Source organism: Frateuria flava, from assembly GCF_017837635.1.
Taxonomy (GTDB): Bacteria; Pseudomonadota; Gammaproteobacteria; order Xanthomonadales; family Rhodanobacteraceae; genus Frateuria_A; species Frateuria_A flava.
The window spans coordinates 1-14,056 of sequence record NZ_JAGJRS010000012.1; the positions used below are offsets into that span (position 1 = coordinate 1).

General features: G+C 61.3%; 18 protein-coding genes. 12 read left to right on the forward strand and 6 right to left on the reverse strand.

Annotation, left to right across the window (positions count from 1 at the left end; all coding sequences use genetic code 11):
* Together J7I44_RS05230 and J7I44_RS05235 are read left to right on the forward strand one after the other, a co-directional pair.
* On the forward strand, positions 1–1,015 hold a 1,015-nt coding region (locus J7I44_RS05230), incomplete at its 5' end, for an RHS repeat-associated core domain-containing protein (protein WP_280921056.1).
* A complete protein-coding gene (locus J7I44_RS05235) occupies positions 987–1,634 on the forward strand; it encodes a hypothetical protein (RefSeq protein WP_209616909.1) in 648 nt (215 codons plus the stop codon). The genes J7I44_RS05230 and J7I44_RS05235, both read left to right, overlap by 29 nt.
* A gap of 310 nt (positions 1,635–1,944) precedes the next feature.
* Here J7I44_RS05235 and J7I44_RS05245 read toward each other — a convergent pair whose 3' ends face one another.
* Positions 1,945–2,763: an IS3 family transposase gene (locus J7I44_RS05245; RefSeq protein ID WP_209616912.1), complete on the reverse strand. Its 819-nt coding sequence runs from the start codon at positions 2,761–2,763 to the stop codon at positions 1,945–1,947.
* Positions 2,763–3,101 carry a DUF1153 domain-containing protein gene (locus J7I44_RS05250; RefSeq protein WP_342451870.1) on the reverse strand — a complete coding sequence of 113 codons (339 nt, stop codon included), beginning with the start codon at positions 3,099–3,101 and terminating at the stop codon, positions 2,763–2,765. The genes J7I44_RS05245 and J7I44_RS05250 overlap by 1 nt, the downstream gene beginning before the upstream one ends.
* A gap of 73 nt (positions 3,102–3,174) precedes the next feature.
* On the opposite strand from J7I44_RS05250, the gene J7I44_RS05255 reads away from it, so the two are divergent.
* The 10 genes from J7I44_RS05255 to J7I44_RS05300 all read left to right on the forward strand — a co-directional run bounded on the left by J7I44_RS05255 (position 3,175) and on the right by J7I44_RS05300 (position 10,232).
* On the forward strand, positions 3,175–3,312 hold the full coding sequence (locus J7I44_RS05255; RefSeq protein ID WP_209616918.1) for a hypothetical protein: 138 nt from the start codon (positions 3,175–3,177) through the stop codon (positions 3,310–3,312).
* Between the two features lie 53 nt (positions 3,313–3,365).
* Positions 3,366–3,749: an RHS repeat-associated core domain-containing protein gene (locus J7I44_RS05260; RefSeq protein WP_209616921.1), complete on the forward strand. Its 384-nt coding sequence runs from the start codon at positions 3,366–3,368 to the stop codon at positions 3,747–3,749.
* Positions 3,749–4,348: a hypothetical protein gene (locus J7I44_RS05265; protein ID WP_209616924.1), complete on the forward strand. Its 600-nt coding sequence runs from the start codon at positions 3,749–3,751 to the stop codon at positions 4,346–4,348. The genes J7I44_RS05260 and J7I44_RS05265 overlap by 1 nt, the downstream gene beginning before the upstream one ends.
* 5 nt (positions 4,349–4,353) lie before the next feature.
* Entirely contained in the window at positions 4,354–4,722 is a 369-nt protein-coding gene (locus tag J7I44_RS05270) for a hypothetical protein (RefSeq protein WP_209616926.1), read from the forward strand.
* 330 nt (positions 4,723–5,052) lie between these two features.
* The gene (locus J7I44_RS05275; RefSeq protein ID WP_209616929.1) at positions 5,053–5,814 is read left to right on the forward strand and encodes a phage tail protein; all 762 of its coding nucleotides are present in this window, start codon (positions 5,053–5,055) and stop codon (positions 5,812–5,814) included.
* A 135-nt stretch (positions 5,815–5,949) separates the two neighbouring features.
* The gene (locus J7I44_RS05280) at positions 5,950–6,984 is read left to right on the forward strand and encodes an RHS repeat domain-containing protein (protein WP_209616932.1); all 1,035 of its coding nucleotides are present in this window, start codon (positions 5,950–5,952) and stop codon (positions 6,982–6,984) included.
* Entirely contained in the window at positions 6,985–7,674 is a 690-nt protein-coding gene (locus J7I44_RS05285; RefSeq protein WP_209616936.1) for a hypothetical protein, read from the forward strand.
* 238 nt (positions 7,675–7,912) lie between these two features.
* Complete coding sequence (locus J7I44_RS05290; protein WP_209616938.1) at positions 7,913–8,632, forward strand: hypothetical protein; 720 nt, start codon at positions 7,913–7,915, stop codon at positions 8,630–8,632.
* A gap of 53 nt (positions 8,633–8,685) precedes the next feature.
* Entirely contained in the window at positions 8,686–9,648 is a 963-nt protein-coding gene (locus tag J7I44_RS05295) for an RHS repeat-associated core domain-containing protein (protein ID WP_209616940.1), read from the forward strand.
* A complete protein-coding gene (locus J7I44_RS05300) occupies positions 9,645–10,232 on the forward strand; it encodes a suppressor of fused domain protein (RefSeq protein WP_209616942.1) in 588 nt (195 codons plus the stop codon). The genes J7I44_RS05295 and J7I44_RS05300 overlap by 4 nt, the downstream gene beginning before the upstream one ends.
* A 568-nt stretch (positions 10,233–10,800) precedes the next feature.
* Here J7I44_RS05300 and J7I44_RS05305 read toward each other — a convergent pair.
* The 4 genes from J7I44_RS05305 to fliK form a co-directional block, all read right to left on the reverse strand.
* The gene (locus J7I44_RS05305; RefSeq protein ID WP_209616944.1) at positions 10,801–11,391 is read right to left on the reverse strand and encodes a c-type cytochrome; all 591 of its coding nucleotides are present in this window, start codon (positions 11,389–11,391) and stop codon (positions 10,801–10,803) included.
* 252 nt (positions 11,392–11,643) lie between these two features.
* Positions 11,644–11,880 (reverse strand): hexameric tyrosine-coordinated heme protein, encoded by a 237-nt coding sequence (locus tag J7I44_RS05310; RefSeq protein WP_209616946.1) that lies wholly within the window; start codon positions 11,878–11,880, stop codon positions 11,644–11,646.
* A gap of 549 nt (positions 11,881–12,429) precedes the next feature.
* Entirely contained in the window at positions 12,430–12,696 is a 267-nt protein-coding gene (locus J7I44_RS05315; RefSeq protein WP_209616949.1) for a hypothetical protein, read from the reverse strand.
* The gene (gene fliK, locus J7I44_RS05320) at positions 12,693–13,850 is read right to left on the reverse strand and encodes a flagellar hook-length control protein FliK (RefSeq protein WP_209616968.1); all 1,158 of its coding nucleotides are present in this window, start codon (positions 13,848–13,850) and stop codon (positions 12,693–12,695) included. Before fliK ends, J7I44_RS05315 begins: the two co-directional genes overlap by 4 nt.
* Positions 13,851–14,056 lie beyond the last annotated feature (206 nt).

Here is a 14,056-nt window from a genome sequence, read left to right on the forward strand (position 1 = left end):
GCGGCGCGGTGGCGCGGGCCGGCCGTGGATCAGGGAGGGAGCGATCGTGAAAGCATCAGGTTGGAGAGGCGCGGCGTGGGCGCGCGTTGCGGCGGTCGTGCTGGTGTTGCTGAGCTTGGGCTGGGGTGGCTTGGCGCCGGCGGCGGAAACGACGACGTACGTGCTGACGGATGTGCAGGGCACGGTGCTGGCGCGGGAGGATGCGCAGGGCAACATCATTGCGCGGTACGACTATCGGCCCTATGGGAAGCAGCAGGCGGGGCCGGTGGCGGCGGGGCCGGGGTATACGGGGCATGTGGAGGATCCGGATACCGGGCTCGTCTACATGCAGCAGCGGTATTACGATCCGCAGGTCGGGCGGTTCCTGAGCGTGGATCCGGTAATGGCTTACGAGAAGCCGATGACCAACTTCAACCGGTACGTTTACGCGCTGAACAACCCGTATCGCTTTACCGATCCGGATGGCAGGGACAGCGTTGGCGAAATGATTGACGCCAGTGCCATGCAGGCGGCAGGCCGAGGAGATGGTCTCGCAACCTACGGCTGGGCCTTTGCAGCTACCGCGTGGAATGTATTTGGTGCAGAAGGCGTTAGCCAGGTCGCCGATAAGGGGACTAGTGCCGGCGCAGGCAATGGCGCAATGGCAGTACTTGAGGTCGTAACTCTTGGAAAAGGGAAGCTCCTCGGCGAGGCGGGCGGATTCCTCTGGAAGGCTTCTCGGCTAGATGCATTCAAGGTTGCTCATGTGTTCTCGGCTGACCATGTGAGGCAAGGCATCATGCAGCTAGGGGCTACGCGCGAGGCCATTATCGGATCCGCCCGGGACGCAATCATGGCTGCTGACAAGACGGGAGCTCTAAAAAACGGAGTGAATACGATTGTGACCAAGATGAACGGTCAGGTCGCAACAGTCAGTGCGTTCTTTAAGAACGGCGAACTGCAATCTATGAATGTGTTTAAGGGCACGTCAGAGCGGCAGGGTAAAAATGTCATCGATCTTACGAAGCCGAAGTGATCTTTCGCTTGCACTCGACAGCGGCGATCTGCAGAGGATTGTTAGCTCGTTAGAGGAGATTTCTGCACGCGGCGACCTATCAGAAGAGGAATCCATTTCCCTCGGGGTTGCGCTTATGTTGCCTCCGATCGACGATGGCGAGGCTGCGTCAATGCAGCTTGCAAAGGCCATGGACGGACCTAGGGCCTTCGAGGCTGCAGTGTGGGACGTATACCGCTACGTCTATTGCTACCCAGATGAGATAGAGCGTGCAGCGGCAACCCTTCGGGATCACCCTAAATCGGCGGTCGCGTGTCATATGTTGAGCTTGCTCGCTATCCATGAAGGGGACTACGAGATCGCAAAGGAGCTCAATAGCCAAAGCAGGCAAGCACGGACGTTTCCGGCAAATGCCATTGTTGCTCTTGAGAATGGCTGGGCGACTGATGTAGACGCAGAGGTCGCTAAGCTCCACGCGCTGCTAGTGACTACGGATGCCGAGCAAGATCCGAATCCGAGTACCGTCGCGGGCTGGCTTGAAGCCAGGTGGGCAAATCTTGTTTTGGGCACGCGCTTGAGTTCTGTTTACTGGCAGGCGGTAGTCGAAAACGTGCTATCAGCAGAAAGATCGGCAAGATAAAAGTACGTATGGCAAGGGCCGCTAAGTAGTCGAAGCACAAGACGGATCGTGATTAGCGGCGACGCTCAGCCGAACGTCGCGTGATGTGAGACCTGCTCGGCGCAGTCTCGGAGCCTGGTTACGAGGCGGAGAGCGGTCATGGCGATGAACCAAGTGCAGTTCCAGGCAGGGTTGTCGATGGCGCAGTTCATCGAGCGGTACGGCACGGAGGCAAAGTGCTACCGGGCGCTATATCGGGCACGCGGTTCCTCACCGCCAGCTGGAACGCGGCGACGGGTGCGATGTAATGACCCAGCGGTTCCTGCACAGGTCAGGCCGCTAAAGCATAAGCTTCGGCGGGTGTCTTCATGCCCAGCGCCTGGTGCGGACGCCGGTGGTTGTAGAAACTGATCCAGTCGCCGATCACCCGCATCGCATGCTGCTGGCTTTCGAAGCGATGCCGGTGTGCGCATTGTTCTTTCAGCGTACGGATGACCCGTTCGACCATGCCGTTCTGCTGCGGACAGTGTGGGGTGATGAACTCCTGCCGCAGGCCGTAGCTTCGGACCAGCCGCGTATAGTGTCGGCTGGTGAAGACCAGCCCGTTGTCCGAGCGCAGCAGGAAGGGCTCGGGCACCTGACCGAGCGTGCCGAAGCGCGTGATCAATGCCTGCTCCAGGGCTGCCGCGGCGGTCGTCGCTCGCCCGGTCCGCGATAGCTGCCAGCCCAGCAGCTGTCGGGTGTGGCAGTCGATCACCAAGGCCAACGTGAGCCAGCCATCTCGCCCGCCCCAGATCCGGCACAGGTCCGTTGCCCAGCGCTGGTTCGGGGCCGTGGCCACCGACGGCAAGGCCTGGATGCGTGGTCGCATGCCCACGGCCCGCTTGCGTACCTGCCAGCCCATGAGCTGGCAGGTACGCTGGACTGTGTTCTTGTTCATGCCCAGCAAGCCGGCCACCGTGCGGTAGCCGAACGACGGCTCGGCTTCAATCAGTTGCTTGATCGGAGTGGCAAGCTCCGGCCGGACCGTCGGCGCCGACTTCACCGCTCGGTAGTAAACCGTGCGCCTCGGCACCTCGAACCAGCGGCACAGCTTGGCCATCGACACCGCCACACCCTCGGCCTGCAGTCCCTGCTGGATCGTGACCATCAGGTCTCGTCCTTGCCCAACAGGGACTGCAATTTTTTTCGTGCACGCAGCTCCAGCATGGCTTCGCCGTAGGCTTCCTGCAGTTCCTTGAGCTGACGCTCGTACTGCTCACGCACGTCCTCAGGCTTGGCCCGCAGCGCGTTTTCCATGCCACGCTTGCCGTCTTCGACCCAGCTCTCGATCTCCGACGGCGGTAAGTCGAACTGCCGGCTTGCCTCCGACACGCTCGTCTTGCCCTGGATGATCTCCAGCACCAGCGCCGACTTTCGGCGCGCCGTCCAGCGTTTGATCTCTTCTTCCATCACGATGCTCATGGCGTCTCCGTCTAAACGTAACACCTGAGCAGGAAATCACTGGGTCATTACAGCGACGCGGTATGAGGTGCGGGCGACCGATACGGTCACGGGCGCAGTGAAGACCTTCAACGTCACGACGCTCTCCATCCCGGCCACCGAGGTCAGTCATTCCGGGCAGAGCGTCACGGCACGCGCCTGCGATGCCAACGGCTGCTCGGCGTGGTCCAGCCCGGTGACGGCGGTGAAGCTATGAGGCGGGTGCGGCGCGGTGGCGCGGGCCGGCCGTGGACCAGGGAGGGAGCCATCGTGAAAGCATCAGGTTGGAGAAGCGCGGCGTGGGCGCGCGTTGCGGCGGTCGTGCTGGTGTTGCTGAGCGCAGGTTGGGGTGGCTTGGCGCCGGCGGCGGAAACGACGACGTACGTGCTGACGGATGTGCAGGGCACGGTGCTGGCGCGGGAGGATGCGCAGGGCAACATCATCGCGCGGTACGACTATCGGCCCTATGGCAGGCAGCAGGCGGGGCCGGTGGCGGCGGGGCCAGGGTATACGGGGCATGTGGAGGATCCGGATACCGGGCTCGTTTACATGCAGCAGCGGTATTACGAACAGGAGGTGGGGCGATTTTTGAGTACGGATCCGGTTTCTACCATAGCTGGGGGCGCTACGCGTATGCAAACAACAATCCTTTGATGTTCACCGATCCAGACGGCCAGTTGGCTGGCGTTTCATCAGACTGGCGAGGGGACTATTACTTCGATCATTTCGATCGTCGAAGAGGATGCAGTTTTTGTCTGAGCGAGAAGACTTTTAAACAGAAGCTCCAACGGAACGCAAAATGGTTTTTGAAATCCTTCAAGGCACAAGCGGGCGTTCGTCTTGGTCTCAACGCTAAAATTAAAGTCGGGAAACTTGGTCGCCTTGAGATCGGTACGGGTTACATCGGTGAAAGCGGTGAGCTTAATGGTTATATGGAGTACGCTCAATTGTATCAAGGGAAAGGGCCATCTTTAGCTCTTCAGTTGGGCCGGTTGAAGCTCGGCGGAGAGGCGGGAGGGTGGGAGACGAGAACTCCAATCTCTGCGTCGCGTGGCATTTCGATTGAGGAAAGGCATGAGGACCCGTTCTTTTTGGTGGGCATCGAATCACGTAAAGATTATGCCGTCAGCCAAGGGAATATTGCAGTTGAAGTGAATCCATTGATTTTTCATGGCGAGATAAGTGTTAATGTTCCAAGTGTGGTAGTTTCTTTATTTTACTGGGGTCCAAGCGATTTAGATCCGTCGGAGTGAAAAATATGTACATTGCGTACAATAAAACTTTGCAAAAGCTTGCTCGCTGGGCTTGGGTGGCTCTTGTGGCGCTTGGTTTCGCAATTGTTTTGGCGGTGTGGCTTTCTTTTCATTTAGAAGATCAGTCTGTGGATAAATTTTATTCTCAGTATCGCATCCATATTGTCGCTGCGGATGTATTGTTGTTCGTGTATGGGTTAATTTCTTTATATCTAATGCTGCGCTCGACCGTTGTTTTGCTGGGGACGGAGGGGGTTGATATGAACTTGAGGCGCAGAGCGCTTGTGGGGGTGTGGGTCATTCCATTCGTTAGCGTTACGTTTTTTTTATGTTTCGGTTTAAAAATTCTCATTGATGGGGATAAAGAAACGTAAACAATCGGGAGTGGGCTTTGATGCGCCCTGGCGAACAAGGCCCGTTTTGCCACGGACCTTGTTGACCAAGGCGCGTGGATAAGCAGGCGAGGTTAACAAAATACAGCCAGTTGGAGTGCGGTGCGGAATAAAGGGGCGAGAGTAATTAAGCCTCCTCCGTTCTGGCGCGCCTTGGCCGCCCCGCGGTCGGCTGATGGCTAGTAACTAAAGGGACGGGGGTAATTAAGACTCTGCGGTTACCGGAAGAGCCTGCAACACCAGCTAACGGGGTCAGGTTCACTTACTGGGTGCAATACAACCGGCTGCGGGCCTTATGGCGCGGTCGCGACCGTGGCAATCGCCATCCCGCCACCGGCGCCCACGGGGGTGTACGCCAACGACCTGCGCGTCAATCCCAAGCTCGAAACCCTGACGGTCGTATGGCAGGCATCCGCTGGCGCCACGTACTACGAGGTCAAGGATGCCGACACCGGTAGCGTCGTGGGCAGCACGACCGGTACGTCCAAAGAGGTGGAGAGCGTCTACGACGGGCCGCTTTCCATGCACTCGTATGCCGTGCGTGCCTGCAACCCGTACGCCTGCAGCGGCTGGGTCAGCGCTGTCCAGCGCGATGTGTACAACCCGCCCAGCACGGCGCCGAGCCTGAGTGCCCCCAGCACCAATGGAACGGGCGGCTATACGGTGAGCTGGGGCACGGTCTTCCAGGCCGCCAGCTACACCTTGCAGGAGAGCGTCAACGGCGGTGCCTGGTCCACGGTCTACAGCGGCGGAGGCACGTCCAGGGCGTTCAGCGGCAAGGCGATTGCGAGCTACCGCTATCGGGTCATGGCCTCCAACAGCGGTGGCCATGGCCCGTGGAGCGCGACCGTGACCGTCACGGTCGCGATCGTCACCAACGTGACCGGCGTGACGGCGCAGGTACGGTGGGTCAGCACGGGGTTCAGTGCGATCGCCAGTGCCCCCTCGCTCAAGGCGGCCCCCGCCGGTTCGACGGACGTCTCGCCGAGCATGATGCCGCCACCGCCCGAGCCGACCTACGCGTGGTTCCTCACCGCCAGCTGGGAACGGGGCGACGGGTGCGACGCGGTATGAGGTGCGGGCGACCGATACGGTCACGGGCGCCGTGAAGACCTTCAACGTCACGACGCTATCGATCCCGGCCACCGAGGTCAGTCACTCCGGACAGAGCGTCACGGCACGCGCCTGTGACGCCAACGGCTGCTCGGCATGGTCCAGCCCGGTGACGGCGGTGCAGCTATGAGGCAGGAGGGGGAGGGCAAGCGCGTTGGTGCGATCCGGCCGTGGATCAGGGAGGGGGCCATTGTGGAAGCAACAGGTTGGAGGGACGCGGCGTGGGTGCGCGTTGCGGCGGTCGTGCCGGTGCCGCTGAGCTTGGGCTGGGGTGGCCCGGCGCCGGCGGCGGAAACGACGACGTACGTGCTGACGGATGTGCAGGGCACGGTGCTGGCGCGTGAGGATGCGCAGGGCAACATCATTGCGCGGTACGACTATCGGCCCTTTGGCAAGCAGCAGGCGGGGCCGCTGGCGGCGGGGCCGGGGTATACGGGGCATGTGGAGGATCCGGATACCAGGCTCGTTTACATGCAGCAGCGGTATTACGATCCGGAGGTGGGGCGGTTCTTGAGCGTAGATCCGATTTTTAGCTCTTCTCCTATCGAGAGTGGCCGTTATTCGTATGCTAAAAGCAACCCCATTACTTTTATTGATCCCGATGTAAGACAAAGCTTTGGTTATGGCAAGAATCAACCCGATCGTATATTAGACTGTCATCAAACTAACTCTTGCGTAAGCCTTGCTGAAGCGGATGCTATTGTCAAAAGAGATGCTCAGATATTAGTTGGCATTCAAGGTGCGGCAGTTTTGACGGGTGGTGGTGCTGCCGTTGTTTTTGCTCCAGAATTGGCTGTATTGTCGCGGGCTACATCTGTCATAACAAGCAAGACATCTAGAAATGTCTTCATGTGTGTTTTGTCGTTGCGATGTTTTTCTTCTGAGGCATTGGATCCGAGAAATCCTAAATTTGATCCGTTGAATCCACAGGTCGAATCTGAAATGGTAGAGTGCCTGAGGCAGCTGGACGAAATGATAGAGAGGATGTTGAATCAAGCGAGAGAGATGAACAAAAAAATCGTCGAGCCCAGGCCGCAGTCTCCACAGCCTCCATCTCCCCCGAGCCCGCCGCCACCTTCTCCGCGCGATTTGCCAACTGCGCCGCCGGACCTGAGATTGATGGGCTGGTGAATGGCGCTCATAATAAAAGTGGTTGCGCGCACCCAGGCTCAGGTGCCTTTGCAAAATGTCATGAGGGCTCAGGTAATGGTAGGAAAGACGTTAGATAAATTTGAGCTTTCGGAAAAAAAGTTAGTTGATCATCTCAATTTAGCGAGGCGCAATAAGTCTGCCGAATCCGTGGCTGAAGTCAGGCAAGCGCTGGACTCGTTTATTAATCAAGATCCCGAAAGCTCGATAGGCCTTGCTGCAAGATTTATGCGTGCAAGAGCATTCGAGGATGGAACATTTGGCGAAGTTCAAACTGATGCTGCGCTCGATGACTTCATTTATTTAAGCGAGCGGAGCGCTAAGTTCGGAAGCGAGGGCATTATAGGTTATGCAAGAGTCCTGCTTAGAAAGGATTCTAATAGATCAAATGACGTTATATCATTATGTCGCGAAGCTGTTGCGCTTGATAATAATCGGTGCGCCATGATGATCATGGGTTTTGTCTATGAAAACATAATGGGCAACTTTTCTAAGGCTAAATACTGGTATTTGAGAGCGTGGCGAAATGGAATGCCTTGGGGGATGCGATTTTATGCGGAAATTAAGTTAAAGGAGCGGAGTCTAACCTTGGGCGTGCTTGCGCATTGTCTTGCTACAGTTACTAGTCCGTTTATGGTGCTTTGGAGGGGTTGTCGTTTTCCTTTTAAATAAAGAATTTGCGGCTAAAGTAAGCTAAAGGGATGGGGCAATTAAGCTTCTGCGGTTACCGGATCAGAGCCTGCAATGCAGCCGGCTGCGGGCCTTATGGCGCGGTCGCGACCGTGGCGATCACCATCCCGGCACCGGCGCCACGTACTACGAAGTCAAGGACGCCAGCACCGGTAGCGTCGTGGGCAGCACGACCGGTACGTCCAAAGAGGTGGAGAGCGTCTACGACGGGCCGCTTTCCATGCACTCGTATGCCGTATGTGCCTGCAACCCATACGCCTGCAGCGGCTGGGTCAGCGCTGTCCAGCGCGATGTGTACAACCCGCCCAGCACGGCGCCGAGCCTGAGTGCCCCCAGCACCAATGGAACGGGCAGCTATACGGTGAGCTGGGGCACGGTCTTCCAGGCCGCCAGCTACACCTTGCAGGAAAGCGTCAACGGCGGCGCCTGGTCCACGGTCTACAGCGGCGGAGGCACGTCGAAGGCGTTCAGCGGCAAGGCGGTCGCGAGCTACCGCTATCGGGTCATGGCCTCCAACAGCGGTGGTAATGGCCCGTGGAGCGCCACCGTGACCGTCACGGTGGCGATCGTCACCAACGTGACGGGCGTGACGGCGCAGGTACGGTGGGTCAGCACGGGGTTCAGTGCGATAGCCGGTGCCTCCTCGCTCAAGGTGGCCCCCGTCGGTTCGACGGACGTCTCGCCGAGCATGATGCCGCCACCGCCCGAGCCGACCTACGCGTGGTTCCTCACCGCCAGCTGGAACGCGGCGACGGGTGCGACGCGGTATGAGGTGCGGGCGACCGATACGGTCACGGGCGCCGTGAAGACCTTCAACGTCACGACGCTATCGATCCCGGCCACCGAGGTCAGTCATTCCGGGCAGAGCGTCACGGCACGTGCCTGCGATGCCAACGGCTGCTCGGCGTGGTCCAGCCCGGTGACGGCGGTGAAGCTATGAGGCGGGCGCGGCGTGGTGGCGCGGGCCGGCTGTGGACCAAGGAGGGAGCCATCGTGAAAGCATCAGGTTGGAGAGGCGCGGCGTGGGCGCGCGTTGCGGCGGTCGTGCTGGTGTTGCTGAGCGTAGGTTGGGGCGGCCCGGCGCCGGCGGCGGAAACGACGACGTACGTGCTGACGGATGTGCAGGGCACGGTGCTGGCGCGGGAGGATGCGCAGGGCAACATCATTGCGCGGTACGACTATCGGCCCTATGGGAAGCAGCAGGCGGGGCCGGTAGCGACGGGGCCGGGGTATACGGGGCATGTGGAGGATCCGGATACCGGGCTCGTTTACATGCAGCAGCGATATTACGATCCGGAGGTGGGGCGGTTCCTCAGCGTCGATCCGGTGACGGCCTACAGCAACCCGATCGGAGCGTTCAATCGCTATTGGTATGCCAGCGACAACCCTTACAAGTTTACGGATCCGGATGGCCGTAGCGTTCTGACCAAGCTGATCAAGCTGGGAATCAAAGGCGGAAACGTCGCTGCCACTGTTGGTGGGATCGTCGATGACGTAAACACGCTTCGAAGTTCAACATCGACCACCGGAGAAAAGTTACTCGCGGGTGCTTCACTGTTAAGTGAGGTCGTTTCACCTGTCAGTATAGGCGATGCAAAAGATGTTGCGAAGGGTGTTCGGTCAGCCGCAGAACGGTATAGTCGAAAGGGCTGCCGCTACAATTCAAATAACCCTGCGGCGAAAGCAGCGAGGCAGGCGGCAGAAGGACAGCCTTGTCCTAAGTGTGGAGAAACAATGGTGTCTGGGACTAGGACTTCCCCGCAGGCTCAGCATGAGCCACCTCTATCCGAAGTTAACTACGAACATGGCGGGGCAGGCATGTCGTCTGCTGAAAAGAAAGCCTACTCAAATAATCCTGAATCTTTGGATGGTGCGAACTGCGCACAATGCCAGTCGCGGGAAGGAGCTCAGCAAAGACAATATGTCCAAGAGCAAGAGCGGAATCGAGATCAATGACTGGGTATAAATATCCGTGTGAGGCTGTCCAGCCATCGCTACTTGCTATCGATCTGGCTGATCACTTGACTGGCTCTAGAGATGTTCAATTCTACAGATGGGCAAAAGGGAAATCGGCGGAAACCATGCCTTGGCTTCAAATAATCGAAGCATCTATCGATAACAAAATTCATTACCTGACTGCAGGCGCCTCCAAGATCCTGGATGAGCCCGGATACGGTACGGAGTTTTGTTACATCGCGAACGAAAAATCTTGTGGCAATGTTGAATTGCTAACTATGGTTTCATATTTGCACTCCTTGCCATCAGATCGCCTTGATGTTGGTCATACGATGAACATCGGCCGACCCATTGCGAATAATTCACACTTGGACCGTCTTTTGGTCTCGCTGCCATATCCATACGGAAGCGATTTTGAGTTCGTTCATCTGTCTGATGGCCGGCATGCTCGAATATTGTGGCTAATACCTATTTCTGCAAGCGAGGAAAAATTTAGACATGAGCATGGTCTGGAGGATCTTGAAGAGCTATTCGGCATGCACGAAATTGAATTCTCCGATCCCTTGCGAAAGTTGGTTGCTTAGAGTCCGGTGACGGCGGGAAATCGGAAATCAAAAGGGACGGGGTAATTAAGCGCCTGCGAAATCGGCCAGCTAACGGGGTCAGGGAGTCATCGACCACATTGAACGTCCGGAAGCGTCGCCCGCAGGCGAGTGCGTCGCTCATGAAGTCGATCGACCACACGTACCGGGCAGCCGCGGAATTAAAGGGGAGGAATTAAAGGGGGCGGGGGTAATCAAATCTGTCAAATACGTCGCCTTAGCCACCACGTGGACGGCTGACGGCGGGTCGCCTCAGGGGTGTTTCTACCATGCGTAGAACACGTTCATCGCCAAGGGCACGCTTCCGTGCACATATGCTCGAATGCTTTGCAGATCGTCTGGACTGATGCTCGCGTTCAGCCAAGCTCTATGGGCATCCGCTCGCTCCTTGGCGTCACGGCCGAGACCTAGATACAGCGGGTGAGGTGGAACAAAAGAGACGGGGGGTAATTAAGCCGTGCTGTGCGACCCGCCGGAAGCCAAGCCTGCGCTCGTCAAGCTCTAATAGGGCAGAAGTCGATCGTGGGTAACGGCAATGACTGACGTCTTTTCATTGCCCACTGCTCCCGGCCGGCAGCGGCTGGGCGGCGAACCATTGCGCCACCGCTGCGACCTCATCCGCGTTGAGCTTGCGGCTCACATGCTGCATCAGTTGCAACGGATCGTTGCGCCGTGTGCCCTGTTGCCACGCTTCCATCTGCGCCTGGATGTAAGCCGCCGGTTGTCCGGCCAGCGGCGGAAAGTTCGCGCCAACGCCCACGCCGCCGGGACCGTGGCATTGCTCGCACGCCGGCACCTGCCGGGACCAGCGCCCGCGTGTGGCGAGGGTCTGTCCGATGCCCTCGGACGGCGGCGCGGTCGGTGGTGGGGCCGGCGCCGGCAGGCGACTGTAGTAGGCCGCCACCGCCTGCCGCTCGTCGGCGGACAGGGACTGCGCGATCGGCTGCATCACCGGGTTGGCGCGCGTGCCGGCGGCGTAATCGGCCAACTGGCGGGCCAGGTAGGCGCTATCGAGGCCCGCCAGCCTGGGAAAGCCTGCGGCGGCTTGACCTCCGCCATCGGCACCGTGGCAGGACTGGCAGGGGGGCGCACCGTGCCCGTTGCCCTGGCTGACCAGCGCCTGCGCTGAGGTGGCATGCACCGCCGGTGGTGAGACTCCTGCGAACAGCGCGCTTCCCAGCACGCAACTGATCAAGCGAAAGCGCATTCGCATACCCCGCATCCCGATCCTGGCCCCGGCAGACAGGCCCCTGCTGCCTCAAAGGTTGAACGAATAGCCACAGGCGCGTGCAGAAAGCGTCCATGCGGGCGTGCGGCCGTTGCGCTCGTGGGCGCGATGGTGAGCCGTGCAGGGTGCGTGGACGGCCGGGCGGACGCCAGGCCGCCGTGGGCGTCAGCCGCGCCAGTAGTTATTGGCTGCGGCGATGGTGGCGAACTCGATCGCCACCACGTGGCCCACGTCGATCAGCGCGCGGGCGTCATGGGCGTAGACGTCGCGCAGCTCGTTGCGGACGTTGTCGTCGGGCTGGGTAGCCTTGATCACCAGGCGCGCCATCTTGATCGCAAGCTGGCGGCCTTCTTCCGGGGAGGCGGTGATCAGGGTGTTGCCGGGGACGAGCGTGGTGGTCATGGCGGTTCCTGTGGCTGCGACGGTGCCACTGACGCTAGCGTGTCGGGCGTGGCGGATGGGTCGAGAGCCGGTGGTGGCGGGCTGCTCCGGCTGTCTGTGTGGCATGGGTGAGCGGCGGGCGTGCGGGAAGGCGGGCGAGCCGCTGCCTGCGTGCGCACGCATGTCGCTGGATGAGCTGTCGGGCGCGCCCGGCACCTCACCCCAGCCCTCCCGGAAGGGGAGAGGGAGCCAAGTGCGGCGCTCGCGCACAGAAATCCGCGAGCCCCGGCCCCTCACCCCAGACCTCTCTTCGGAGGGGAGAGGGAGCCAAGTGCGGCGCTCGCGCATAGAAGTCCGCGAGCCCGGCTCCTCACCCCAGCCCTCTCCCCGGAGGGGAGAGGGAGCCAAGTGCGGCGCTCGGCCATAGAAGTCCGCGAGCCCCAGCCCCTCACCCCAGCCCTCTCCCCGGAGGGGAGAGGGAGCCAATTGCGGGGTCGCGCATAGAAGCCCGCGAGCCCCGGCCCCTCACCCCAACCCTCTCCCCGGAGGGGAGAGGGAGCATCCCAAGAGTCAGGCGACCGACTCGCTATTCGCCTCGTACACGCTCGCCAGCACGGCCGCGGCCGCGGCGTAGAGCAGCACCGGCACGTCTTCGCGCAGGCGCAGCGCGGCCAGCACGGCGGCGATCTGCGGGTCGTGGTGCAGTGGCAGGCCCAGCGCGCGGGCGCGCGCCAGCAGCAACTCGAGCGCCTCGGGTGGCAACGGCGCGGCCTTGGTTTCCGGACCGGCCAGGCGCAGGGTGACGCGACGCTGCGGGGGCGGCAGGGCGGTGCTCATGCGGTGGCCTTCAGCAGTAGGGCGCTGGCGTGCGAGTGGCCTTGTGGCAGGCCGGTCTGGCAGCTGAGCTGCTCCAGTTGCAGGCCGCTGGCCGCCAGACGCTGGCGCAGCGGGGTGAACTGTCGCTCCAGCCGCTCGGTGGTCGCGCTGCGTTCGGCCCACAGGCGCACGTTCAGTCGCAGGTCGCGCAGCTGCAGCTCGCCCTGCAATGGCCCGAGCGAGGGCAGGTCGATGGCAAAGCCCAGTGTCCAGGTGCCGGCGCCGGTCTCGGCGTCCTGGCCCTGTTCGAGATGGATCTGCAGTACGTCGCGCCCCTCCGGCCCCTGCAGCGGGATGTCGATCATCCACGCCTGCGCACCGGCCGCATCGAGCTGCGCGATTTCGACCCGGGCGAGCGCGGCGTGCACGTCGCCGCGCAGGCGGCCGAGCAACTGCTGGATGTCCTCGTCCGCGGGGGGATCGGCAAGCGGCATCGCCAGCGGCACGCGCGGCTGCGCCTGCAGCCCGCGCTGGCGCAGCGGCGGCGGCGTGTCGGCGTTGCTGGCCGGAGCGTGGGCGGGCAGGCGCGGTTGCCGGTCGAGCAGCGCGGCCAGGCGCAGCAGCACCGCCTTGAAGTCTTCCTCGCCCAGCGGCAGCGGGTTGCTGCGCGGGCGTGCGAGTTGCGATTCGAGAAACAGGCCGCTGCGGGCAATTGCCTCGCGCAGGCCCTCGGGCCGGCTGATGTCCTGCGGCGTGCGCACGCCTTGATCGAGCAACGCCAGCGCCGCGCGCACCTCCGACGGGAGCTGGCGCAGCACCGGGCGCTGTGCCAGCGCGCCGAGCGTGGCCAGCAGGGGCGCGTAGCCGTTCTGTTGTGGCAGCCGCTCGCGCAGCGCCTGCTGCACGCGCGGGTCGGCGCCGGCGCCGGCGAGGATCTCCAGCAGCGGCGGGTTGCCCATGGCGAGCACGCGTACCTGGAACTGCGAGGGCAGCGGGATGCCCAGCGGGTCGGTCTCGACCGTGAGCGCGCCGACCTGCAGCACCATCCGGCCCTGCTCGCCCATGCCGAGCGGTCGCGCCGACAGCACCGTGCCCACGCGCCAGCTTTCCGACGCGGCACCGGAGGCGGCACCCGCCCAGGTCATCGCGGCGAGGCTGGTGGGTTGGATGATCACGCGGGTCTCCTTCCCTGCCGGCCGGGCAGGTGGGGCCGGTTCCGTGCAGTCGGTAAAGGAATCGACCGGCACGACGATAACTTGAGCCTCGCTCGACAGCGGCCTGGACCATGAAATTGGCGTGAAATCCGGGCCGACCCACTTTAGTCGCGCGCTTCACCGGGTCCGGCGCAGCGTCCGCAAAAACTTGCGCAGGCGTCGACGTC